Here is a 23,518-nt window from a genome sequence, read left to right on the forward strand (position 1 = left end):
GTATCGCGGCGACTACGCGCCGCTCTTGTCGACCTGGTACCACTCGCCGTCCCAGCTGAGGAGGTACTCGAAGCCGCAGCGGACCGTCAGCAGGCCGAAGCCGGGGTAGACGAAGGGGACCAGCGCGAGCCCTGGGCTGAGCTCGGCGACGTGGCCGTCGCGGTAGTCGGCGTACACGACCGGCAGCACCGCGAGTGCGATCGCGGCGAACGGCAACAAAAAGAACGTTTCGAGGCCGAACACGAGCAGCACGATGACCTTCGCGGCGAGCGCGAGCAGGTAGACGCTGGCGATGAGGCTCGACGCGATGCGTATCGTCGAGAGGAGTCCCCGCAGACCGCCGCGGTCGAAGCCGCCGCGCAGCGCCTTGTGGAGCACCTCGATGTGTCCGAGCCGCCACCGCTTGCGCTGCCCCCAGAGGTCCCGCACGGAGTGGGGCGCCTCCATCTCGTTCGTCACGTTGCGCGCCTGCCGGACGTCGAGTCCCTCGCGGAAGCACTTGTGCGCGAAGTCGATGTCCTCGGTGAGGAGGTAGTCGAGCCCGCCGACCGACTCGAACGCCTCTCGGGTGAACGCGACCGACGAACTGCGACAGTAGGTGAACCCGAGCGGCTCGACCAGCTTGTAGCCGGCGTGGAACAGCAGCCGCTCGCAGTAGGCGAGCGCCTCGACCGGCCCGGTCACCCGCGGGACGCGGCGCGCCTGGAAGATGTCGCAGTCGGTCTCGGTGAGCCGGTCCATCGCGATGGGCACGAAGTCGGGGTCGACCCGCTCGTCGACGTCGAACGCGACGAAGTGGTCGGCGTCGAGCCGATCGACGGCGTCGTTGATCGCGCCGGCCTTCGAGCCCGGGATGTCGCTCACGAGCACGCGCACGTCCGGGTGCGAGGCGTACTCCTCGGCGGCCGCTCGCGTCGCCTCGTCGTCCGGCTCGGTCAGCACGGCGATCTGGAGGTTCCGGTAGTTCGACGCCAGCAGCGTCTCGACGCTCTCGCCGACCACGTCGGCGTCGCGGTACGCGGGGACGATGGCCGCCACGCGAGGCCCGTCGAGGCGGCGACCGTCGGGGTCGCGCCGGCGGTGGACCTCGCGGGCCAGCATGAGCCCGCTGAGCGAGACGAGCACCGAGAAGACGACGGCCGTCGTCGCCGCCTCGATCGTGGCTATCTGGACGATCAGCCACGGCAGCGAGAGCTCGAAGGTGTCCATCTGTACGGCCTGATAGGTGCCGACGAGGAGAACGGACCCGACCGTGAGCGCGTAGCCCGTCAACTCGACGGCCCTGCGAAGGCGCCCGACCATATCCGACCTCGAAGAGCCGCCAAAATCAACGTTTCGCTCTCCAGTGATCGCCCGATGCCCACAAGTCTTATGTACAGATACGTGCATTAGTGTACACTAATGGAGGATACAACCGAGCTGGCCCCGGCGGTCAGGTCGATCCTGTCTGCGGCCCGGTCCCGGGCGGCCGAGGGGCGATCCGGCGATGTCGCCGTCGACCCGCGCGACCTGCGGGCCGCGTTCGACGCGGCCGAGGCCGACGGCCGCGTCCCGATCATCGCCGAGGTGAAGCCGACGAGCCCAACGACCGACGGCACCCGCGAGGACGACCCGGTCGAGCTGGCCGAATCGATGGTCGCGGGCGGCGCCGCGGCGCTGTCGGTGCTCACCGAACCGGAGCACTTCGGCGGGAGCGTCGACACGCTCGAACGCGTGCGCGAGGCGGTCGACGTGCCCGTCCTCCGGAAAGATTTCATCGTCGCGGAGTCGCAGCTCGACGCCGTCGAGAGCGACGTGGTCCTGCTGATCGCGCGGTTCGTCGGCGACGACCTCCCCGACCTGCTGGCCGCCGCCCGCGACCGCGGGTTCCAGGTCCTCGTCGAGGTCCACGACCGAGAGGAGTTGGCGACCGCACTCGACGCGGGCGCGACGCTCGTCGGCGTGAACAACCGCGACCTCGCCGAGCTGGTCGTCGACCTCGGAACCTTCGAGTCGGTGGCGCCCCACGTCCCCGACGACGTGACGCTGATCGCCGAGAGCGGGATCGCCTCGACCGAAGACGCCCGCCGGATGCGGGCCGCCGGCGCCGACGCCCTCCTCGTCGGCAGCGCGATCATGGCCGGCGACGTCGAGGCGAACACGCGGGAGCTGACGCGGGCGGAATCGGGCGACGGCGCTGACATCGCAAGCGACGAGACCGACGAGAACGGCGAGACCGACGAGAGCAGCGGGGACGGCGAGAGCGGCACCCGAGACACCCGACACACCACGGACACACCCACATGAGCGAAACCGGACCCACGACGAGCGAGACGACGGACGCGGGAGTATCGACGGACGGGGCGACCCCGTCGCGGCGACCGGGCCGCGAGCGCGGTCGCGCCGACGGGAAGTTCGGCCGCTACGGCGGTCAGTACGTCCCGGAGGCGCTGATGCCGGCGATCGAGGAGCTGACCGATGCCTACGAGCGCTACGTCCTCGACAACGAGGACGGCTTCATGGACGAGTTCCGCGAGCGACTGGCCGACTTCGGCGGGCGGCCGATCCCGCTTCAGCGGGCCGACCGGCTCTCCGAGCGCTACGACCGGGAGGTGTTCCTCAAACGCGAAGACCTCCTCCACGGCGGCGCGCACAAGCTGAACAACGCCCTCGGTCAGGTCCTCTTGGCGAAGTACATGGGCAAAGAGCGGATCATCGCGGAGACCGGCGCCGGCCAACACGGCACGGCGACCGCGATGGCGGCCGCGCACCTCGACATGCCCTGTGAGATCTACATGGGCGAGCGCGACATCAACCGCCAGCGCCCCAACGTCTTCCGGATGAAGCTCAACGGCGCCGAGGTGAATCCCGTCACTGCTGGCCGAGGGACCCTCAAGGAGGCCATCTCCGAGACGATGCGCGACTGGGCGACGACCGTCGAGAACACCCACTACGTGATCGGCAGCGTGGTCGGTCCGCACCCCTTCCCGGTGATGGTCCGAGACTTCCAAGCGGTCATCTCCGAGGAGGCGCGCGCACAGGCGATCGAGAAGACGGGCGATCTCCCCACCGACGTGGTCGCCTGCGCGGGCGGCGGCTCGAACACGATGGGGGCGTTCGCGGCCTTCGTCGACGACGATCCCGTCGCGCTCCACGCGATCGAGGCCGGGGGCTCGACGCTGGAAGTCGACGAGGAGGCGGGCGTCGCCCCGAACTCGGCGTCGCTGTACGCGGGCGAAGAGGGCGTGCTCCACGGGGCGCGGACGAAGCTCCTGCAGGACTCCGACGGACAGATCATGGAGAGTCACTCCATCTCGTCCGGATTGGACTACGCCGGCGTCGGCCCGGAGCTGGCGTACCTCGTCGACGAGGGGCGCGTCAACCCCGTCGCCGTCGACGACGACGCGGCCTTAGCGGGGTTCCACCGGCTCTCGCGCACCGAGGGGATCATCCCCGCGCTGGAGACGGCCCACGCGTTCGGATTCTTGGAGGAGCACCACGAGGATCTGGGCGAGCGCGTGATCGTGAACGTCTCCGGGCGCGGCGACAAGGACCTCGACGCCGCCATCGAGGAGACGGACAAACGCGACATCGCGGAGGCGCCTGACATGTCGATGTTCACGGGGGGGATTTAAATGTCGGAGCGAGTCACGGAGACGGAGGCGAACGTCGAGACGGGGAACTCGGCCGCCATCGCTGCCGCCTTCGCCGACGGCCCCGCCTACATCCCGTACCTCGCGGTCGGCGACCCGGACTACGAGGCCTCGCTCGAGTACGTCCGCGCGCTCGACCGCGGCGGCGCCGACGTCATCGAACTGGGCCTCCCCTTCTCGGAGCCGATCGCGGAGGGGCCGACGATTCAGGGCGCGCTCGTCCGTTCGCTCGACGCCGGGATGACGCCGGATCGGTTCTTCGCGTTCGCCGAGGAGCTGGACGTCGAGGCGCCGCTCGTCTGCATGACGTACTACAACCTGATTTATCAGTACGGCTCGGGGGCCGGCGAGGCGCAAAGCGCCTCGGACGCGAGCGGGACCACCGCGAGCGGCGGCCCGCGCCCCTTCGTCGAGCGCGCCGCCGCGGCCGGCATCGAGGGGCTCGTCGTCCCCGACCTCCCGGCTGAGGAGGCCGATCCGCTGCGCGAGGCCTGCGACGAGTTCGGGCTCGACCTGGTCTTTATCGTCGCGCCGACGACGGTCGGTGACCGGCTCGACCGGATCATGAGTCAGGTGTCCGGGTACGTCTACGTGCAGGCCCGGCTCGGAACGACGGGCGCGCGAAGCGACGTGTCCGACCAGACCACGGAGAGCCTCGACCGGCTCGACGACTACGACGTGCCGAAGGCGGTCGGATTCGGCATCTCGACGGGCGAGCACGCCGAGCGCATCGTCGCCGGCGGCGCAGACGGGATCATCGTCGGCTCGGCGCTCGTCGACATCGTCGCCGACGGCGTCGACTCGGACCTGTCGACCGCCGCGGTCGCCGACCGACTGGAGGCGCTCTCCCGAGAACTGAAGGACGGAGCCGAGCGCGGATACGCGGCGCGAGCGGAACCGACCGGGGCGCAGTAGCGTTTCGCGGAGTTCGAGCCAATACGTCCCCGAACGAAACCCACTTACCTTCGATTGCCACACACTCACACAACGACCGACTCCATCATGACAGCAGGACTCTCGGCACGACTCGACCGCATCTCCACGAACGACCGCTACCTCATCGTCCCGATGGACCACGGGATAACGATGGGCGCCGTCGAGGGACTCGTCGACATCGAGTCGACGATAGACGGCGTCACCGCGGGCGGCGCGGACGCCGTACTCACCCAGCGCGGAATCGCTCCGCGCGTTCACCCGAACAAAAACGACGCCGGCTACATCGTCCACGTCAACGGCTCGACGACGATCGGCCCGGACGAGAGCGACAAGCGCGTCACGGCGACCGCCGAGGACGCGGTCCGCGCGGGCGCGGACGCCGTCTCCTTCCACATCAACGTCGGCTCCGACCACGAGCCGGACCAGATCGAGGAGCTCGCGGAGCTGACTGCCGACGCCGAGCGGCTCGGGCTGCCGGTGCTCGCGATGGCGTACGCGCGCGGCCCGGGCGTCGACGAGACGGATCCGGAGGCGCTCGGTCACGCCGTCCGACTCGCCGAGGAGCTCGGCGCCGACGTGGTGAAGACCGGCTACTCCGGCGACGGCGACTCCTTCGCGCGCGTCACGGAGTCGACTCGACTCCCGGTCGTCATCGCCGGCGGTTCGAAGGGCACCGACCGCGAGACGGTCGAGATGGTCCGCGGCGCGATGGACGGCGACGCGGCGGGCGTGTCGATGGGGCGGTCGATCTTCCAACACGAGGACCCCGAGGGGATCGCCCGGGCCGTGTCGGCGGTCGTCCACGACGACGCGAGCGTCGAGGAGGCGCTCCGGGCGGGCGGGTTCGTCGAGGCGTAGGCGGCACGCGGTTCCTGTTCCTTTCGCAGTTTTCAAGCCCGGCGGGCGTGAGGTTCCGACAATGACACGCACGGTCTGGGTCAAAGCCGACGGCGACGTCGGCGACTGGGAGGCGCGCAAGCGGCGTATCACGGCCGCCATCGAAGCCGGAGCCGATTGGGTACTCGTCGACGAGGCCGACGTGGGGCGAGTCCGCGATCTGGGCGACATCTCGATCGCCGCGTTCCGCTCGGAGGCAGACGTCATCGACGACGCCGAGAGCGACGCCGAGGCCGACGCGTACTTCGTCGGGAAAGGCGGCGAAGGTGACGGGACGATCGACCTCCCCGAGGACTTCTCCGGCTCCGCCGACCTCACGACCGTCCGTCGGCGCGACGACCGCGCGCAGGGCGTGTACGTCCGCGTGCTCGGCACCGACTACGAGCGGTTCGCCGAGGAGGCCGCGGCCGACGCGGAGTTCACGATCGTCGTCGGCGAGGACTGGTCGATCATCCCGCTGGAGAACCTCATCGCGCGGGTCGGCGAGGAGACGCACCTCATCGCGGGCGCGACGACGGCCGCCGAGGCGCAGACCGCCTTCGAGACGCTGGAGATCGGCGCCGACGGCGTCCTGCTCGACGCCGACTCCCCCGACGAGATCCGCGGCGCGGTCGAGGCCCGCGACGCCGCCGACCGTGAGGCGCTCGACCTGCGGTACGCCGAGGTGACCGCGGTCGAACGCACCGGCATGGCCGACCGCGTCTGCATCGACACCGGGTCGCTGATGGACGACGACGAGGGGATGTTGGTCGGGTCGATGTCGCGCGGGCTCTTCTTCGTCCACGCCGAGACCGCGGAGTCGCCGTACGTCGAGTCGCGTCCGTTCCGCGTGAACGCCGGCGCGGTCCACGCGTACGTCCGGAACGCCGAGGGCGGCACGAACTACCTCGCCGAACTCACCAGCGGCGACGAGGTGCAGATCGTCGACACCGCCGGCCACACCCGCGAGGCGATCGTCGGGCGCGTGAAAATCGAGAAGCGACCGATGTTCCGGGTGCAAGCGGAGGTCGAGACGGACGACGGCGTCGACCGCGTCGAGACGCTCATCCAGAACGCGGAGACGGTGAAGATCGCGACGAGCGACGGCAAGAAGGCGGTCACGGACTTGGAAGCGGGCGACGAGGCGCTCGTCTACTACGAGGACGTGGCACGGCACTTCGGCGAGGCGGTCGAAGAGAGCATTATTGAGAAGTGAGTGGTCGACCGAAGGGAGACCACTACTAACGAGCGGGCCGGAGGCCCGCGAGTAGCGGGGCCCCGCTGCGCTCGGCCCCGTATGCGAGCGGCGAAGCCGTGAGCCGAGTGGTCGACCGAGGGGAGACCACTGAGACGCGAGCGGTGAAACCGCGAGCGCCGTCGGGTGATGGTCGCGGCTGGACCGTCCGTTCGGAGCGCGACGCTCGGATCGGTCCACTCCCGATGGGACGCCAGTGTGAGAACGCGCTCCGATGCGACCGACTGTTGCCGCCTCTGTGCGCAGTTCGGCACCCACATCCAGAACGAGGAACGGTACGGCTCGCTTCCGAAGAGGGACCGATCGCGTCACAGGCGGGATAGCTTCGAACGCGTTCAGGACCTCGCAGCGGCAGCGAATCCGGCAGTCACAGTCGAGAGCCTCCTCGTCTCCGACCGGACTCGGCAGGTATCACTCGCCGCTGAGTACACCTCGGATCGCGCTGACCGCCTCTCTGAACGAGCTGACGTCCATGGAGTCGACAGTGAAAAGCACGCCTGCGTCGCCCTCGAGCACCCTGACGACGAAGCCGTGGTCGTGGAATCGGACGGTGAAATTGTACGGACCGATCTCCGAACCGTCGTCGCTGTGTGCGATCTCGGTCCGGGCCGACCGTTCCGCGAACCCCACCCGTTCGAGTTGGACCAGCTGCGCCTTCCGCTCTTGGGCGGCCTCGTCGGACGGATAGAGGTCCTGCCGCACGTACAACAGGTCGAACGAAGACGGGGTGAAATACACGACGCTCCGGAGTGTGTCTCCGAGGCTGGTACGGGTGGCACTAAGGATCTGTTCGGCCATCTCGTCGCTGATACTCGTGGTAAATGTCTCTGAGCTCATATGTTGTGGTAATCGCACCCGGTCGTAACAAGGATTTCGACGGCGATGACCCGTCAGAGCTGCAATCATCGATGTGATGTGCGTAGATATCTGCGCTGTGCGCGCTGTATTCAGCAGAGCCGAAGGAGTTAGATCCCGTACAGCTCGCCGTACTTCGCCTCGACGTAGTCGGTGAACGCGTCCGCCGAGAAGTCCTCGCCGGTCGCCCGTTTCACCAGTTCGTTGGTCTCGTAGCGGGAGCCGTGCTGGTGGACGTTCTCGCCGAGCCACGCCTGGAGGTCCTCGAAGTCGCCCGCGGCGATCTTATCCTCGAGGTCGTCGATCTCGCCGTCGGCCGCCTCGAACAGCTGGGCCGCCATCACGGAGCCGAGCGAATACGTCGGGAAGTAGCCGAAGTTGCCGTGGCTCCAGTGGATGTCCTGCAGGCAGCCGTCGGCGTCGGTCGGCGGGCGGATCCCGAGGTACTCCTCGTACTTGTCGTTCCAGACCTCGGGGACGTCCTCGATCGCGAGGTCGCCGCGGATCAGGTCGCGCTCGATCTCGAAGCGGACGATGATGTGGAGGTGGTAGGTGAGTTCGTCGGCCTCGACGCGGATGAGGTTGTCCTCGTGGACCTGGTTGAACGCCTCGTAGGCGTCCTCGACGGTCGCGTCCTCGGTCTCCGGGAAGCGCTCGTGGAACGCCGGGAGGAACTGCTCCCAGAACGCGCGGCTCCGACCGACGTGGTTCTCCCAGAGCCGCGACTGCGACTCGTGGACGGACAGGTCGCGCGACTCGCCGAGCGGGGTTCCCCACTCGTCCTGCGGGAGCCCGAGGTTGTACTGCGCGTGGCCGTACTCGTGGATCGTCGAGCCGATCGCGCCGAGCGGGTCCGCCTCGTCGAACCGGGTCGTGATCCGGCAGTCGAACTGGTTGCCCGAAGTGAACGGGTGCGAGGAGACGTCGAGGCGGCCGCGGTCGAAGTCGTAGCCGACCAGATCGAGGGCATCGCGTGCGAGTTCCTCTTGCGTCTCCGCCGGGAACGTCCCCTCGAAGGTGTCGACGGCGAGGTCGGCGTCCGACTCGCGGATCGCGTCGATCATCGGGACGAGCGTCTCCCGCAGCTCGTCGAGGATCGACTCGGCGCGCTCCATCGAGAGACACGGCTCGAAGTCCTCGAACAGCACCTCGTAGGGGTCGCGGTCGGGGTCGATGTGCTCGGCGTACTCGCGCTTCAGCTCGACGTGCTTCTCCAAGTACGGGGCGAAGTGCTCGAAGTCGTCCTCGGCTCTCGCCTGCTCCCACGCCTGGAGGGCCTCGGAGCTGGTCTCGGAGATCTCCTCGACGAGCTCGACGGGGACCGCGTCGGCGCGCTCGTACTCGCGGCGCACCTCGCGGACCACGGCGGCCCGCTCCGCGGAGAGGTCGGCGTCGTCGAGTTCGTCGAGCAGGGCGCCGGTCTCCTCGTCGGTGACCATGTCGTGGCGGATCGACGACAGCGCCGAGAGCTGTTTCGACCGGGCGGGAGTGCCGCCCTCGGGCATCATCACCTGCTGGTCCCAGCCGAGCACGCCGGCGGCGCTCCCGACCGTGTTCCACCGTCGAACTCGGTCGAGGAGGGCGTCGTACGCTTCAGGGGCGTCGGATACGTCGTCGGCCGCGGCTTCCGTTGCCATACGTCACGGATCGGCGGCGCGGGTTAAGAAGGGACCGAACGCGGATCTGGCGGCCCCGATCTCCGGCAGGTCGGGCTCGCCGCCCGCGCCGATCCAGTCCGTTTCGACACCCGCGCCGATCCGGGCGATCCCGCCCCGAACGCGACCTATTTCCGGGCGGCCGGTGAATCGTCGACAACGAATGACAGACGCAGACGAGTTCATCGACCTGCGGTCCGACACCGTCACGACGCCCTCGGACGCGATGCGCGAGGCCGCCCGCGACGCCGACGTCGGCGACGACGTGTACCGCGACGACCCGACCGTCAACGAACTGGAGCGGCGAGCTGCCGAGGCCGTCGGGACCGAGGCCGCGCTGTACGTCCCCTCCGGGACGATGGCGAACCAGATCGCGGTCCACGTCCACACCGAGCCCGGCCAGGAGCTCCTGTTGGAGCGCGAGTCGCACATCTACCGCTGGGAGCTGGGCGGCGCGTCGAAGCTCTCCGGCGTCCAGACGCGGACGATCGACGCCGGGGACCGCTGCGTTCCGACGCCCGACGCCGTCACGGAGGGGCTCGTGGACGAGGACCTCCACCGGCCGGGGACCGGACTCCTGTCGCTCGAAAACACCCACAACTACCGCGGCGGAACGGCGATCCCGGTCGACGAGATCGCCGCGGCCGCCGACGCCGCCCGCGACGCCGACGTGCCGGTCCACCTCGACGGCGCGCGCGTGTTCAACGCCGCCGTCGCGCTCGGCGTCGACGCGAGCGAGATCGTCGCCCCGGTCGACAGCGTCACGTTCTGTCTCTCCAAGGGGCTCGGCGCGCCGGTGGGCTCGATCCTCGCCGGCGACGAGGCCTTCGTCGAGGAGGCTCGACGCGTCCGCAAGCTGTTCGGCGGCGGGATGCGGCAGGCCGGGATGATCGCCGCGCCCGGACTGCTCGCGTTAGAGAACGTCGATCGGCTCGCCGACGACCACGCCAACGCCGAGCGGCTCGCGGCGGGGCTGGACGCGCTCGGCGGCGTCGACGTCCCCGAGCCCGACACGAACATCGTCGTCGTCCACACCGAGGACGCGGGGATCGCGGCGAGCGACCTCGTGTCGGCGTGTGCCGACGCCGGCGTCGGCTGCGTCGAGTTCGACGACTACACGACGCGGTTCACGACGCACTTGGACGTGGACGCGGACGCCGTCGCGGAGGCCGTCGACCGGATCGGGGACGCGGTCGCGACGCTGTCGGAGTGACCTCGGTCAGGCGTCCGGCCACTTGATCGAACAGCCGCGAGAGGGTCGGTCGGGAACGGCGACCGTCTCGCCCGCGAGTACCGACTCCACGGCCTCACGGATGTAGAACTCGGTGGGCTGGTCGTCCGGGTTGAGCGCGTCGTCGAGTCGACCGTGGTAACGGAGCCGCCACGTACCGTCCTCGCGCCCGAACAGGAACGGGTCCGGCGTGCACACCGCGCCGTACGCGTCGGCCACGGCGCCGGTCTCGTCTCGGAGGTACGCGTCGTACGCGATCTCGCCGTCGGCGACGCGCTCGCACATCGCTTCCAGGGAGTCCTCGGGGTACGCCGCGTCGTCGTTCGGGTTGATCCCGACCACGGCGAGGTCGTCGTAGTCGGCGGCCAGCTCGTTGAGCAGGTCGAACTTCGCCTTCGCGTACGGGCAGTGGTTGCAGGTGAAGACGACGAGGAGCGCGTCCGCATCGAAGTCGTCGAGCGCGTGGGTCTCTCCGTCCACGCCCGGGAGTTCGAAGGACGGCGCCGCGTCTCCGCGTTCCAGTTCGGAGTCGGACTCTTTCATGACCATACCGGTGCGTACTCTCGGCGCCCGGAAAATCGTTCGGTGGTGTGGCGCGGTCGATGCGGAGTGCGGCCGGTCACCGTCCGGCGAGACGACGATTCGCCAGCAGGCGGGCAACGAGGTGAGCGCCGCCGATCGCGACCGCCCAACAGCCGACGACGACCGCCGCCGCCACCGCGACGATCGACAACTCGGACGGCAGCGCGGACGCAACCCGAAGGACGGTGGGATCGGCGATCGTCTCGGCGAGTGTCTCGGCGAGCGTCTTAGCGAGTGTCTCGGCGGCGATCGGTGACGCTCCGGATCGCACGCCGCGCGTCGCTGAGGCGAGCGCTCGAACTCGGGCGCTTGCGAGAGCGCCGAACCCCGCGACCGCCGCGGTGGGGAGTGCGAGCGCGAACAGCCCGAACCAGCGTGTGCCTCGCCTCTCCGCGGCGGCTCGATGAGAGGGCCCGGCCGCGCGAGTCGTCGCCCGGCGAGAGCGCCTCCCGATTCGGCCGTCGTCGTCCGCACTCGACGAGCCCGCATCCCTGTGTTTCCGCGGGCGCTCCGGTCCGTTTCGCGGTCGCATGCGACCGGTGGCCGCGCCATGCGAGATAAGCGCTCGGCAGACGCCGACTCGCGCCGGCTCGTGGGTTTTTATCCGGTCCCCCCGTACGAGCGGTGTGTCATCTAGGGAGCCGACCTACCGAACGCTGCGACTGCTGTCCGCGAACGCGGCCGGGATGACCGGGTTCTTGCTCGCGGCCGCGGTCGGTCAGGAGTTCGCAGGGGCGCTCGTCGCCGGCGTGCTCGTGGGCGCGATCGGGTATATTGCGTCGAGCGCGCTCGTCGAATTCGCGGCCGCGTGACGACATCGAGTTGCGTGTTCGACAGGTCAATAGAAATATTTTTCATGTCAAAAACTCGTCTGACACCTCAATGATCGGTCAGGAGCGAGCGCGTTCGGCGGCGGACGCGACGACGATACCGGACACCGTCAGCGTGCTTCTCGTGGACGACGAGCCCGGGTTCGCGGACACGGCGGCCTCAGTCATCGAGAAGCGCGACGATCGCTTCGACGTCACGCCGGCCACCGACGCGGCGTCGGCGTTCGGGGCGCTCGAGACGGACGCGTTCGACTGTATCGTCAGCGACTACGAGATGCCGGGGACGGACGGCCTCGAGTTCCTGCGGCGCGTCCGCGATCGGTACGGCGACGTCCCGTTCGTGCTGTTCACCGGCAGAGGCTCGGAGACGCTGGCGGGCGACGCGATCGCCGCCGACGTCGACGCGTATCTTCCCAAACACGCGGTCGACGACCCGTACGAGGCGCTCGCGTCGCGCGTCAGCGAAGTCGTGTCGGACGCGGCCGTCGACCGCCGACTGGAACACACCGCCGCCCGGTTGGAGGCGCTGTACGATCGCTCGCCCGACATGATCGACATCCACGACGCGGACGGGCGGATCGTCGACGCGAATCGGGTGTTGGCGACCGAGTTGGGCTACGATCGCGAGGAGATCATCGGCATGAACGTCTGGGACATCGACGAGGAGCTCGCGCCCGAGGAGGCCGCCGAGACCTGGCGGGGGCTCGCGACGGACGAGACCCTCCGGCTGGAGACGACGTTCCGTCGGGCCGACGGCACCTCGATTCCGGTCGAGGTCCACGTCCGGCGGGTCGACGTGCAGGGACGAGACCGGTTCCTCGCCAGCAGCCACGACATCTCGGAGCGCAAGGCGTACCAACGGCGGATCGAGCGGGAGAACGAGCGGCTCGACGAGTTCGCGTCGATCGTGTCACACGACCTTCGGAACCCGCTCAACGTGCTCTCGGGGTACCTGCGTCTCGCCCGCGAGACGGGGACCGACTCGTACTTCGACCGCTGTGAGCGCGCGCTCGACGACATAGAGGGGTTGATCGAGGACGTGCTGACGCTCGCGCGACAGGGGGACGCAGTCGACTCGCCCGAACCGGTCGCGTTCGGCGCGCTCGTCGAGGCGTACGGACGGGACGTCGTCGAGTCGATCGAGCGCGAGGGTGCCGAGGGTGACGAAGCCGCCGAGGGTGAGGTGGCCGCCGACGGCGAGGCGGCCGCCGACGGAGAGGGTATCGACGTCATCGTCGAGGCCGACGGCGACGTGCTCGCGGACCCCGGCCGACTCAAGCGACTCGTCGAGAACCTCGTGCGGAACGCGGCCGAACACGGCGGCGACCGCGTCGTGGTCGGCGACCTCGACGACGGGTTTTACCTCGCGGACGACGGGCCGGGTATTCCCACCGATCGGCGTGCGGACGTGTTCGAGAGCGGCTACACGACGTCCGGCACCGGGACCGGATTCGGGCTCGCGATCGTCGAGCGCATCGCCGAGGCGCACGGCTGGGAGGTGGCGTTGACGGAGGGCGAGGCGGGCGGCGCGCGGTTCGAGTTTACCGGCGTCGAGCGACCGTAGCCGTACGACCGTATCTGAGCGACCCGGCTGCGTGGCCGTCGCTACGCGGTCGAGACGGTGTTGTTTAAAAAGCGAGCGTAGGTGACGCGGAGCCTAGCCTCAGAACGCGCCGGGGTAGACGCTCACGTCGGCGTGGAGGCCCTCGCGGAGCGCGGTGTGAACGTGACAGATCCCCTCGGCGCGCTCGACGATGTCCGCGACGGCCTCGTCGTCGAGGTCGGCCTCGACGTGGATGTCGAAGGCGATGTCCGTGAGGTCGTCGTGGTCGTCGAGACCGGCGCTCGCGTCGATCTGGATCTTCCCGAGGTCGTCTTCGCCGCGCTGGCTGCCGCCGACGCGGAACGCGGGGAGGAAACAGGAGGCGTACGTCGCGACGAGCGCGGCGTTCGGGTTCGGGCCGGTCTCGTCGGTCGCGTCGATCTGCAGATCGAAGTCGCCGACCTGGTTCGTGCATGCGTACCCTTCCTCGGAGACCGTGATGGTTTCGATGTCGGACATAGTCACCTCCGTGTTCGTCCTCCCCCGGGTAAAGGCTGCCGACACATGACAACGCTTCCGGGGTCCGGGGGTCGTCGCTACTCCAGGACGTACGTCTCGTCGCCGTCGAGGACGACGGGCTCCGCCGCGGCGCCGGCCGCCTTCACCTCGTTGACGAACTCTCGCGTGTCGATTTCGATCGGCGGGAACGTGTCATAGTGCATCGGGAAGACGACGTCGGCGCCGACCCAGTCGGCGGCGATACCGGCGCCCGCCGGCCCCATCGTGAAGTGATCGCCGACGGGCAGCGCGGCGGCGTCGGGTTCGAGGTAGGGCGCGATCACGTCGACCATCTCGGACATCAGTCCCGTGTCGCCGGCGTGGTAGAACGTGGTGCAGTCGGGGTCGGACTCCTGGGTCGGCTTCTTGTCGCCGATCACGAACCCGGCAGGCATCCCGGCGGAGGTGCCGTATCCCGTGTCGATCCCGTTCGAGTGGTCCGCGCGGACCATCGTCACCCACGCGTCGCCGCACTCGACGGTGCCGCCGATGTTCATCCCCATCCCGCCGACGGCCTCGTCGTGGCCGAAGGTGTCCTGCACGTAGCCCGTCAGCTCGGGCGTGGCGACCACGGTGGCGCCCTCGTAGCGGTCGGCGTCGCCGATGTGGTCCGCGTGGCCGTGCGTCAAGAGGAGGTAGTCGGGGTCGAGTTCCTCGGGGTCGACGTCGGTCTTCGGGTTGTCGAAGAACGGGTCGATCAGCAGTTCCGTGTCGTCGACGACGACGTGCCACGTCGAGTGACCGTGCCAGGTAAGTTCCATAGTACGTCCAGATAGTCTCAGCGAATCATAATAAAAGTCGACACCGCGTTCGCCGGTTCAATAACCCTTTGTACGCCTCCGGTCGATGGGGCGAGCATGCACCACGCACGGTTCCGCGACCCGGCCGGCTCGATCCGCGAAGGAACGTACGACCCCGACACCGACACCGTCGCCTTCGCGGGCGAGGAGTACGCCCTCGACGACCCCGCTATCGACGTGCTGCCGCCGGCCGAGCCGACGAAGATCGTCTGTATCGGCCGCAACTACGCGGACCACGCCGCCGAACTCGACAACACCGTCCCGGACCGCCCGCTGCTCTTTTTAAAAGCGCCGAACGCGCTGGCGAGCCACGGTGACACGATCACGGTCCCCGAGGGGAAAGACCGCGTCGACTGGGAGGCCGAGATCGCCGTGGTGATCGGCGAGCAGTGCAAGGAGGTCGCCGCCGCAGACGCGATGGACGTCGTCGCCGGCTTCACCTGCATGAACGACGTGTCGAACCGCGACGACCAGGACCGCGAGCAGAACTGGGTCCGCGGGAAGGCGTTCGACGGCGCCGCTCCGCTCGGCCCGGTGCTCGCGACGCCCGACGAGGTGCCGGCGGACGCGAGCGTCGAACTCCGCGTCAACGGCGAGACGAAGCAGTCGAGCGACCGCTCGCACCTCGCGTTCGACGTGCCGACGCTGATCGAGGAGATCACCGAGTACCTCACGCTCGAAGCCGGCGACGTGATCGCGACCGGCACCCCGGAGGGCGTCGGCGCGCTCTCGGACGGCGACACCGTCGAGATCGAGGTCGAGGGCGTCGGAACCCTCGAACACGACGTGCGGGTCCCGTAGGGGAGCGATCTCGACCGCGCCCGATCGCCGATCCTGTCGATCGGCTTTTCTCCGTGCGGTCCGGTTCCACACCGCGTTTCCGGTGAACGCGGTCGTTCGGCCACGCTTAAGACCGACCGCCCCGGACGACTCCCCATGCAACCACGGGATCTCTCCGATCACTCGCCGTACGTGCCGGGGCGGGGCGTCGAGGAGGTCGCCCGCGACCGCGGGCTCGACCCCGACGACCTCATCAAGCTCTCCTCGAACGAGAACCCGCACGGCCCGAGTCCGGCGGCCGTCGAGGCGATCCGCGAGCACGCCGACCGCGTCCACCAGTACCCGAAGTCCTCGCACACCGACCTCACCGCGGCGCTCGCCGACAAGTGGGACGTGACCCCCGAACAGGTGTGGGTCTCACCGGGGGCCGACGGCTCGATCGACTACCTCTCGCGCGCCCTCTTAGAGCCCGGCGACGCGGTGCTCGGGCCGAGCCCCGGATTCGCGTACTACGCGATGTCGGCGCGCTACCACCACGGCGAGACCGCCGAGTACGAGCTCACCGCCGCGGACGGCTTCGCGCAGGACGCCGAGACGGTGCTGTCCGCCTACGGCGGCGAGCGGATCGTCTACGTCACGTCGCCGCACAACCCCTCGGGCTCGACGATGCCGCTGGCGGAGGTGGAGGCGATCGCGGACGCGACCGCGCCGGAGACGCTCGTCGTCGTCGACGAGGCGTACGGGGAGTTCGCCGAGGTCGACAGCGCGATCCCGCTCGTCGACGAGCGCGACGACGTGGCCGTCCTCCGAACCTTCTCGAAGGCGTACGGGCTCGCCGGGCTCCGGATCGGGTACAGCGTCGTCCCCGAGGCGTGGGGCGAGGCGTACGCCCGGGTCAACACGCCGTTCGCCGCCAGCGAGCTGGCGTGTCGGGCCGCGCTCGCCGCCCTCGACGACGACGAACACGTCGAGCAGTCGGTCGAGACCGCCCGCTGGGCGCGAGCGTACATCGCCGACGAACTCGACGCGCCGACCGTCGAGTCCGCGGGGAACTTCGTGCTCGCCGAGGTCGGCGACGGCGAGCGCGTCGCCGACGCCGCCCAGGACCGCGGCGTGATCATCCGCGATTGCACCTCGTTCGGGCTCCCGGGTCACGTCCGGGTGTCGACCGGAACGCGCGAGCAGACGCATGACGCCGTCGAGACGCTCAACGAGACGCTGGCCGACCTCGGTCTCGGTGTCCGAGCGTGAGCGACGAATCTGCCCGCCCGCCCCGCGTCGCCGTCACCGGCACCCCGGGAACCGGGAAGTCGACCGCGACGGCCCTCCTCGCCGACGAGTACGACGTGATCCACCTCAACGATCGGATCAAGGGCGATGAGACTCTCTGGACCGAGCGCGACGCCGACCGCGACACCCTCGTGGCGGACCTCGACGCGGTCCGCGACCACCTCGGCGACTGGTCGGGTGTCCTCGACTCGCACCTCGCGCACCGGTTCGACGTCGACCGCGTGATCGTGTTGCGGTGTCACCCCGAGACGATCGAAACGCGGCTCCGCGAGCGCGGGGAGTCGGACGCCACAGCGGCCGAGAACGCCGAGAGCGAGGCGCTCGACGTGATCCTCTCGGAGGCCGTCGCCGAGCACGGCGTCGAGAACGTCTACGAGATCGACACCACCGACCGCGACCCCGCGGCCGTCGCCGACGCGATCCGCGCGGCGATCGAGGGAGAGCGCGAGCCGAGCGCCGGCACCGTCGACTTCATCGATTATATATGACCCGGGCGAGAGGGTCGGATCGATAGATGACGCTCGATCAGTACCGATCGGTGGCGGATCGCCTGCTCGGCCCGTGGGTGCGGGCCGCCGCGAAGCTCGGCCTCTCGCCGGACCAGGTGAGCGTCCTCGCGTTCGCCGTCGCGGTGGGCGCCGGCGGCGCGTTCGCGGTCGGCGATCCGGTGTTTTACCTCCTCGGTGCGGTCCTCGTGCTGCTCAACGGCTGGCTGGACCTCGTCGACGGCGCGCTCGCCCGCCACCTCTCGGTCTCGTCGGACGGGGGCGACCTCCTCGATCACGTCCTCGACCGATACGCCGATATCGCGATCATCGCCGGGTTCACGGCCGGGATCGACGCGTACGCGCTCGGATTCGCCGCCGTGACGGGCGTGTTGATGACCTCGTACCTCGGCACGCAGATTCAGGCGGTCGGCATCGGCCGCGAGTACGGCGGGCTGCTCGGCCGCGCCGACCGGCTCGCGCTGATGGGAATCGTCGGCGTCGTCGCCGCCGCGTACTCGGCGCCGCTCGTCGTCGGCCTGAACGTCGTCGGACTCCTGCTCGTCCTGTTCGCCGTCGTCGGGCACCTCACCGCCCTCCAGCGGTTCCTCGGCGCGTGGAGCGATTTATAAGCGCGCTCGCCGCTGACGAACGAACTTTTAAAAGCGTCCGGCCGGAACGGAGGGGTATGCCCACCTTCGAGCTGAACCTGTCTGACGACGTCTACGCGGAGTTCCAACAGCTCGCCGACAGCGAGTTCGTCTCCGAGGAACAGGCCGCCGAGGACCTCATCGCGTCCGGGATCGAGGCGTACAACGTCTCGGTCGTCGACGACGACCCCCGCGACGAGATGCTCGACGGCGCGGAGAACAACATGTTCGACACCGCACAGGACCCCGGCAGCCTCGAAGACGACCGCTTGTAAGCGGCCGTCGTCGACGACTGGTTCTTTTTATATCGCACCGGGCGGCCGCGGACTCTCAGTACCCGAGCCGCAGGACTCGGTTCGCCGCCAGCACCGTCAAGCCGAGCGCCATCACGCCCGCGAGCAGCCCGAAGGCGACGGCCCAGCCGGCGGCGTCGGCGACCGCGCCGACGACGACGCTGCCGGTGGCGCCGAGCACCATGTAGGCGGTCCGGACGAGCCCGAAGCCCGCGCCGCGCTCGGCGTCAGAGAGGAGGTCCATGAACCGCGACTGCAGCGGCGCGCCCCACGACATCGCGAGGCCGACGAAGCCGACGGCGACGACCGTCGCGCCGAGCCCCAGGTCGAATGCGGCGGTCGCGACGAGTAGCCCGTAGCCGACGACGCCGGCGGCCATCGTCGCCATCACGGTGACGTCACGGCCCACGCGATCGGAGACAGACCCCGTGATCGGCTGTGTCCCTCCGTGGACGACGAAGTACAGCGAGAACAGCAGCGCCGAGAGCGCGGTCGAGCGGCCGCCGCCGACCTCCAGGAACGTCGGAAGGAAAGAGGCCGTCGCCTGCCACGTGAACGCGCCCATCGTCGCCAGCGCCGTCGTGTACAGGATTCGCGGCCGCGAGAGGAGTTCCGTGAGCGGGCCGACCGCGAACCGCTCGCGCATCGGCTGGTCCGGACGCACCGGCTCGGTCGGTCGCACCCGCCACGCGAACAGGACGAACACCGGCACCGCGGCGACGACGCCGAGCAGGATCCCCGCGCGCCAGCCGTACCGCGATCCGACGAGCGCGGCCAGCGGGGGCGCGGCGAGCCCCGCGAGGGGGCCGCCGGCGACGTGGACGCCGATCGCGCGCCCGATGTCGTCGAACTGCTTGGCGAGGAACGTGGTCGCGACCGAGTAGTGGAGGCCGGCGCCCGCGCCGAGCACGACGGTGAAGAGCATGAACGCGAGGATCGACGGGGAGACGGCGATGAGCAGCGAGGCGATCACGGTGGCGCCCACCGCGGTCAGGATGACGACGCGCTCGCCGTATCTGTCACCGAGGATCCCGGAGGGGAACTGCGCCAGCGCGTAGGCGAGCCACATCCCCGAGAGCGCGAGGCCGACGGTCGCGTTGGTGGTCTCGAACGCGGTCGTGATCCGCGGGACGAGCGGACTGATCACGAGCCGCGCCACCATCGTCGCGGTGAACGCGAGCGTACAGAGCGCGAGCGCCGTGTGTTTGTACCGCCAGTTCACGGTCGTCGTATTCGACGGGCGTCAAAGCGGCTTCCGGTCGCGGCCAGCGGGGCCGGCTGTCGCGTGCGATCAGACCCCGAAGGAGATCGGGTACTCGGTCAGGTTCTCGTAGCCGTCCTCGGTGACGACGACGAGGTCCTCGATCCGGACGCCGCCGACCGCGGGGTCGTAGAGGCCGGGCTCGACGGTGACCACGTGGCCCGGTTCCAGTTCGCCGCCGCCGCTCGCGAGCCGGGGCAGCTCGTGGACGTCGAGCCCGATGCCGTGACCCGTCGAGTGGATGAATCCGGTCTCGGTGTCGGGGTCGGTCCGGAACGTCGGCTCGCCCGCGTCTTCGTACACCTCGCAGGCGGCGGCGTGGACGTCGGCGCCGGTCGCGCCCGGCTCGATCGCGTCGAGCGCGGCCTCGAACGCGCGCTCGGTGAGGTCGTACCACTCGCGCAGCCGATCGCTCGGCTCGCCGACGCAGAACGTCCGGGTCATGTCGCCGTTGTACTTCGTCGCCTTCGACCGCGGGAAGATGTCGACGATGATCGCCTCGTCGGCCCGGAGCGGCCCGGAGCCGCGGTTGTGGGGATCGGCCGCCTGCGTGCCGCCGGCGACGATCGTCTCGTCCAGCGCGCAGCCGTGCCGCAGCAGCGTCACCTCGATCTCCTCGGCGACGCGCTCGCTGGTGAGCGGCTCGCCCTCGTACAGCAGCGTCCCCGCCTCCGGCTCGTCGCCCGCGCCCGCGACGTCGGCGTCGGCGAGCAGCGACTCCGCGGCCCGCATCGCCGCCTCGTTGGCCCGCTGCGCCTCGCGGATCGCGTCGATCTCGTCGGCCGTCTTCACCGCACGGACCTCGGCGAGCGCATCGTCGCCGTCGACGGCGACGTCGATCCCGCGATCCCGCATCGCGTCGGCCGTGCCGACCGGCGCCCGAGGCGGCATCGACACCGACTCCACGCCCTTGTCGCGGACGAACGCGGCGTACATGTCGTACCGCTCCTCGCGGCCGCCGTACTCGTAGTCGTACTCGGCGTGGCGCTCGACGGTGTCGGCGGCCGCTTCCTCGGTCGCGCGGCCGTACTCCAACCCGCTGACGAGGAGGTGGACGGAGCCGTCGACGTACAGCGTGAGGAAGGGGTCCGGACCGGTGAACCCGGAGAGGTACAGCTGGTTGGCGTCGTCCTGCGCGGCGTCGAGGAGGTACCCGTCCGTCTCGATGTCGTCGAGGCGGTCGGCGAGTCGGGCGCGGTTCATATCTGCCCTGCACGGGCGACGGTCATATCGGTTCCCCTCGCGGAACCGACCTCTCGGAACCGACTCGCGAAACGACTCGCGAAACCGAGACGGCTCGGCGGCCCGACGATCCCGCCTCCGATCCACGAAATGGTTATATAGGTGGATCCGATCCTGACGGCGCGAGGATCGGTCGGTGACGACCGGCCTCCGAAACGCATCGATTATCGGCGAATGAAGGTTCGTGAACGTCTCAGTCGCCTCTTTTCAGATATGAGATGAGGGCGTGCATTTATATGTTTTCGGTCCTTATCCGTTAGTGAGGAAACAACCGAGACGCGTCTCTCGGTCCCGCGGTCCCCCTCTACGTAATCCAACCAATGAGCGAAAACGTTCGAACGTATACGGCTGAGCACGTCGACGACGAGGCTGAAAACGAGTCGTCGGACGAAGAACTGCGCTGTCCGGAGTGCAGCGGCCAGCTCGCGACGGACACGGAGCACGGCGAGACCGTCTGTGTCGACTGCGGGCTCGTCGTCGAGGAAGACGAGATCGATCGCGGTCCGGAGTGGCGCGCGTTCGACGCCAGCGAGAAGGACAGCAAGTCGCGGGTAGGCGCTCCGACGACGAACATGATGCACGACAAGGGGCTCTCGACGAACATCGGCTGGCAGGACAAAGACGCCTACGGCAAGTCCCTGTCNGGCGCTCCGACGACGAACATGATGCACGACAAGGGGCTCTCGACGAACATCGGCTGGCAGGACAAAGACGCCTACGGCAAGTCCCTGTCGAGCCGCCAGCGCGAGAAGATGCAGCGGCTGCGCACGTGGAACGAGCGGTTCCGCACCCGCGACTCGAAAGAGCGCAACCTCAAACAGGCGCTCGGTGAAGTCGACCGCATGGCGTCGGCGCTCGGGCTCCCGGACAACGTCCGTGAGACCGCCTCCGTGATCTACCGACGCGCGCTCGACGAGGACCTCCTCCCCGGCCGCTCCATCGAGGGCGTTTCGACGGCGTCGCTGTACGCCGCCGCCCGACAGGCCGGCACGCCGCGCAGCCTCGACGAGATCGCGGCGGTCTCCCGCGTCGAGAAAGACGAGATCGCCCGGACGTACCGCTACGTCGTCCGCGAGCTGAAACTGGAGATCCAGCCCGCCGATCCCGAGAGCTACGTCCCGCGGTTCGCCTCCGATCTGGGGCTCTCCGACGAGGCCGAGCGCCGGGCGCGGTCCCTCCTCGACACGGCGAAAGCGCAGGGGATCCACTCCGGAAAGTCCCCGGTCGGGCTCGCGGCCGCTGCGGTGTACGCCGCGTCGCTGCTGGTCAACGAGAAAGTGACCCAAAGCGAGGTCAGCGAGGTCGCGAACATCAGCGAAGTCACGATCCGCAACCGCTACCACGAGCTGCTCGAGGCCGAAGACGACGTCGCGCTGAACTGATCCGCTCCCGTTCGGGGTGCCGTGACGCGTCGTTCCCGTCCGCGTGTTACTGTTCTTTCTCGCCGTCCCAGTAGTCCACGCTATCGTCGATCCGGTAGTACCCCGCTAGCGACCGCTGCTCGCGTCCGCCCGGCGGTGAGCCGACGTACACGCCGAATTTCCCCGAGTCCGGGTACACGGTCACGTCGGGCTCGCACATCGTCGAGACGACGAGGTACCGGAGCGTCTCGTCGCCGTCGTTGATCACGCGATGCGCCCCGGACGCGTCGGCGGGGAACGCGGCGTACGCTCCGGGACGGAGCGGATAGGTCTCCCCGCCGAGTCGCAGCGTTCCCTCTCCCGCGAGCACGTACAGGGCCTCCTCGTTGGCCGTGTGGTGATGGTACGGCCACGATCGCTGACCCGCCGGGAGCTCGTAGAGGCTACAGCCCAACTCCTCGCCATCCGCCGCCGCGCCCAACTGCTTTCGTCGCCACGCGGCGTCCGGGGCATCGGGCGTCGTCCACGACAGGTCATCCGTGTTGATCGGTATCATGTGTCTAGTTCGAACGGATCCAACAAATGTGTTCGCGTGGAGCCCGCCGAAGCCTCCGAGACGCGAGCGCCGCGGGCCGAAACCGCGAAGGGGGCGTGTGCCGATCCGAACGCATGGAGACCACCCGGCACTTCACGGCGACGACGTACATCGTCAACGACGGCGCCACCGCGTTACACGAGCACGACCGGCTCGGTATCCGACTTCCTCCCGGCGGGCACGTCGACCGCGACGAGCTCCCTCACGAGGCCGCGCTCCGAGAGGTCCGCGAGGAGACGGGGCTGGACGCCGAACTCGTCGCGACCGAATCCTCGATCACCGGCCCCAACACGCGCGGGCTCCCGGAGCCCGCACACCTCATGCTCCACGACATCAACGTTCACGAGGACGGGTCGGTCGGCCACCAGCACGTCGACCACCTCTACTACGCTCGCGTCGACTCCCGGGAGATCGCTCCGAACGGGTCCGACGAGGTCGGCTCCGACGGGTGGCGGTGGTACACGCCGGCCGAGCTGTCGGCGAGCGACCTCCAGCGGGACGTGATCGACCTCGGTCGGGAGGCCGTTTCCGTCGTCGACGGCGCGTAGTTTTCGCCGCGACCCGTCGGGCCTGACTGTACTCGAAGCCCCCGAGATAGTCGCCGTCGGGCGTCAGACGACCGTCCTACGCTCCGGAAGGTATTTGGGTCGTTGCAGGCGACGTAGACGCAAATGGACGCACAGCGAAGAGCGGAGATTACCGGGTGGGACGCCCGGGAGTTCTCGGGCGGGTTCTCCGGGCTCCGACGTCTCGTGAACCGGGAGTTCTCCGGCGCGGTGACCGACGGCATGGGGTGGCTGTTCGTGTT

At 69.2% G+C, this 23,518-nt stretch carries 25 protein-coding genes and 1 pseudogene; 16 read left to right on the forward strand and 10 right to left on the reverse strand.

The genetic code is table 11. From position 1 onward, the window contains the following. Nucleotides 1-12 precede the first annotated feature (12 nt). Nucleotides 13-1,302: a glycosyltransferase gene (locus tag C461_RS05680; RefSeq protein WP_007999408.1), complete on the reverse strand. Its 1,290-nt coding sequence runs from the start codon at nucleotides 1,300-1,302 to the stop codon at nucleotides 13-15. Between the two features lie 99 nt (nucleotides 1,303-1,401). On the opposite strand from C461_RS05680, the gene trpC reads away from it, so the two are divergent. The 6 genes and pseudogenes from trpC to C461_RS16285 all read left to right on the forward strand — a co-directional run. Further along, nucleotides 1,402-2,286 carry an indole-3-glycerol phosphate synthase gene (gene trpC / locus C461_RS05685; RefSeq protein ID WP_007999410.1) on the forward strand — a complete coding sequence of 295 codons (885 nt, stop codon included), beginning with the start codon at nucleotides 1,402-1,404 and terminating at the stop codon, nucleotides 2,284-2,286. Continuing rightward, entirely contained in the window at nucleotides 2,283-3,614 is a 1,332-nt protein-coding gene (gene trpB, locus C461_RS05690; RefSeq protein WP_007999412.1) for a tryptophan synthase subunit beta, read from the forward strand. The genes trpC and trpB overlap by 4 nt, the downstream gene beginning before the upstream one ends. Continuing rightward, a complete protein-coding gene (gene trpA / locus C461_RS05695) occupies nucleotides 3,615-4,547 on the forward strand; it encodes a tryptophan synthase subunit alpha (protein WP_007999414.1) in 933 nt (310 codons plus the stop codon). It abuts the gene before it with no gap. An 87-nt stretch (nucleotides 4,548-4,634) separates the two neighbouring features. Continuing rightward, nucleotides 4,635-5,426 (forward strand): 2-amino-3,7-dideoxy-D-threo-hept-6-ulosonate synthase, encoded by a 792-nt coding sequence (locus tag C461_RS05700; RefSeq protein WP_007999416.1) that lies wholly within the window; start codon nucleotides 4,635-4,637, stop codon nucleotides 5,424-5,426. A 61-nt stretch (nucleotides 5,427-5,487) separates the two neighbouring features. Further along, a complete protein-coding gene (locus C461_RS05705; RefSeq protein ID WP_007999418.1) occupies nucleotides 5,488-6,660 on the forward strand; it encodes a 3-dehydroquinate synthase II in 1,173 nt (390 codons plus the stop codon). Nucleotides 6,661-6,819: 159 nt separating this feature from the next. Further along, nucleotides 6,820-6,999, forward strand: a pseudogene (locus C461_RS16285) (DUF7509 family protein); the annotation flags it as partial. A 111-nt stretch (nucleotides 7,000-7,110) separates the two neighbouring features. Here C461_RS16285 and C461_RS05710 read toward each other — a convergent pair. After that, nucleotides 7,111-7,536 (reverse strand): DUF7522 family protein, encoded by a 426-nt coding sequence (locus tag C461_RS05710; RefSeq protein WP_007999420.1) that lies wholly within the window; start codon nucleotides 7,534-7,536, stop codon nucleotides 7,111-7,113. A gap of 128 nt (nucleotides 7,537-7,664) precedes the next feature. Continuing rightward, a complete protein-coding gene (locus C461_RS05715; protein WP_007999422.1) occupies nucleotides 7,665-9,191 on the reverse strand; it encodes a carboxypeptidase M32 in 1,527 nt (508 codons plus the stop codon). 181 nt (nucleotides 9,192-9,372) lie between these two features. Here C461_RS05715 and C461_RS05720 point away from each other — a divergent pair, with 181 nt between their 5' ends. Beyond that, entirely contained in the window at nucleotides 9,373-10,422 is a 1,050-nt protein-coding gene (locus C461_RS05720; RefSeq protein ID WP_007999423.1) for a threonine aldolase family protein, read from the forward strand. Nucleotides 10,423-10,428: 6 nt separating this feature from the next. Here C461_RS05720 and C461_RS05725 read toward each other — a convergent pair whose 3' ends face one another. Together C461_RS05725 and C461_RS15455 are read right to left on the reverse strand one after the other, a co-directional pair. After that, nucleotides 10,429-10,989 carry a thioredoxin family protein gene (locus C461_RS05725; RefSeq protein ID WP_007999424.1) on the reverse strand — a complete coding sequence of 187 codons (561 nt, stop codon included), beginning with the start codon at nucleotides 10,987-10,989 and terminating at the stop codon, nucleotides 10,429-10,431. Between the two features lie 70 nt (nucleotides 10,990-11,059). After that, nucleotides 11,060-11,293, reverse strand: coding sequence for a hypothetical protein (locus tag C461_RS15455; RefSeq protein WP_152418343.1), 234 nt, complete (start codon nucleotides 11,291-11,293; stop codon nucleotides 11,060-11,062). Nucleotides 11,294-11,648: 355 nt separating this feature from the next. Between C461_RS15455 and C461_RS05735 the strand changes: the two genes are divergently transcribed. Together C461_RS05735 and C461_RS05740 are read left to right on the forward strand one after the other, a co-directional pair. Then, nucleotides 11,649-11,834 (forward strand): hypothetical protein, encoded by a 186-nt coding sequence (locus C461_RS05735; RefSeq protein WP_049906330.1) that lies wholly within the window; start codon nucleotides 11,649-11,651, stop codon nucleotides 11,832-11,834. 70 nt (nucleotides 11,835-11,904) lie between these two features. Beyond that, nucleotides 11,905-13,416, forward strand: coding sequence for a PAS domain S-box protein (locus C461_RS05740; RefSeq protein WP_007999428.1), 1,512 nt, complete (start codon nucleotides 11,905-11,907; stop codon nucleotides 13,414-13,416). 99 nt (nucleotides 13,417-13,515) lie between these two features. Here the strand turns inward: C461_RS05740 and C461_RS05745 are convergent, their stop codons facing one another. Continuing rightward, nucleotides 13,516-13,914, reverse strand: coding sequence for an OsmC family protein (locus tag C461_RS05745; protein WP_007999430.1), 399 nt, complete (start codon nucleotides 13,912-13,914; stop codon nucleotides 13,516-13,518). 77 nt (nucleotides 13,915-13,991) lie between these two features. Continuing rightward, on the reverse strand, nucleotides 13,992-14,714 hold the full coding sequence (locus C461_RS05750; RefSeq protein ID WP_007999432.1) for a metal-dependent hydrolase: 723 nt from the start codon (nucleotides 14,712-14,714) through the stop codon (nucleotides 13,992-13,994). 96 nt (nucleotides 14,715-14,810) lie between these two features. Between C461_RS05750 and C461_RS05755 the strand changes: the two genes are divergently transcribed. From C461_RS05755 to C461_RS05775, 5 genes are all read left to right on the forward strand, one after another. Continuing rightward, complete coding sequence (locus C461_RS05755) at nucleotides 14,811-15,554, forward strand: fumarylacetoacetate hydrolase family protein (protein WP_007999434.1); 744 nt, start codon at nucleotides 14,811-14,813, stop codon at nucleotides 15,552-15,554. A gap of 135 nt (nucleotides 15,555-15,689) precedes the next feature. Continuing rightward, nucleotides 15,690-16,784, forward strand: a complete 1,095-nt coding sequence (gene hisC, locus C461_RS05760) for a histidinol-phosphate transaminase (protein ID WP_007999436.1) — start codon at nucleotides 15,690-15,692, stop codon at nucleotides 16,782-16,784. Further along, a complete protein-coding gene (locus C461_RS05765) occupies nucleotides 16,781-17,311 on the forward strand; it encodes an adenylate kinase family protein (RefSeq protein ID WP_007999438.1) in 531 nt (176 codons plus the stop codon). The genes hisC and C461_RS05765 overlap by 4 nt, the downstream gene beginning before the upstream one ends. Before the next feature lie 26 nt (nucleotides 17,312-17,337). Further along, nucleotides 17,338-17,940: a CDP-alcohol phosphatidyltransferase family protein gene (locus C461_RS05770; RefSeq protein ID WP_007999440.1), complete on the forward strand. Its 603-nt coding sequence runs from the start codon at nucleotides 17,338-17,340 to the stop codon at nucleotides 17,938-17,940. Nucleotides 17,941-17,996: 56 nt separating this feature from the next. After that, complete coding sequence (locus C461_RS05775; protein WP_007999442.1) at nucleotides 17,997-18,233, forward strand: hypothetical protein; 237 nt, start codon at nucleotides 17,997-17,999, stop codon at nucleotides 18,231-18,233. A gap of 55 nt (nucleotides 18,234-18,288) precedes the next feature. Here the strand turns inward: C461_RS05775 and C461_RS05780 are convergent, their stop codons facing one another. After that, entirely contained in the window at nucleotides 18,289-19,473 is a 1,185-nt protein-coding gene (locus tag C461_RS05780; protein ID WP_007999444.1) for an MFS transporter, read from the reverse strand. A 69-nt stretch (nucleotides 19,474-19,542) separates the two neighbouring features. After that, a complete protein-coding gene (locus C461_RS05785; protein WP_007999446.1) occupies nucleotides 19,543-20,715 on the reverse strand; it encodes a M24 family metallopeptidase in 1,173 nt (390 codons plus the stop codon). A gap of 359 nt (nucleotides 20,716-21,074) precedes the next feature. Here C461_RS05785 and C461_RS05790 point away from each other — a divergent pair, with 359 nt between their 5' ends. Then, a complete protein-coding gene (locus C461_RS05790; RefSeq protein WP_007999448.1) occupies nucleotides 21,075-22,136 on the forward strand; it encodes a transcription initiation factor IIB in 1,062 nt (353 codons plus the stop codon). A 46-nt stretch (nucleotides 22,137-22,182) separates the two neighbouring features. On the opposite strand, the gene C461_RS05795 is transcribed toward C461_RS05790, so the two are convergent. Continuing rightward, complete coding sequence (locus tag C461_RS05795; protein WP_007999449.1) at nucleotides 22,183-22,671, reverse strand: cupin domain-containing protein; 489 nt, start codon at nucleotides 22,669-22,671, stop codon at nucleotides 22,183-22,185. 113 nt (nucleotides 22,672-22,784) lie between these two features. On the opposite strand from C461_RS05795, the gene C461_RS05800 reads away from it, so the two are divergent. Continuing rightward, nucleotides 22,785-23,258 (forward strand): NUDIX hydrolase, encoded by a 474-nt coding sequence (locus tag C461_RS05800; RefSeq protein ID WP_007999451.1) that lies wholly within the window; start codon nucleotides 22,785-22,787, stop codon nucleotides 23,256-23,258. The last annotated feature ends 260 nt before the right edge of the window (nucleotides 23,259-23,518 follow it).

Origin of the sequence: Halorubrum aidingense JCM 13560 (assembly GCF_000336995.1) — an archaeon.
GTDB classification, from domain to species: domain Archaea; phylum Halobacteriota; class Halobacteria; order Halobacteriales; family Haloferacaceae; genus Halorubrum; species Halorubrum aidingense.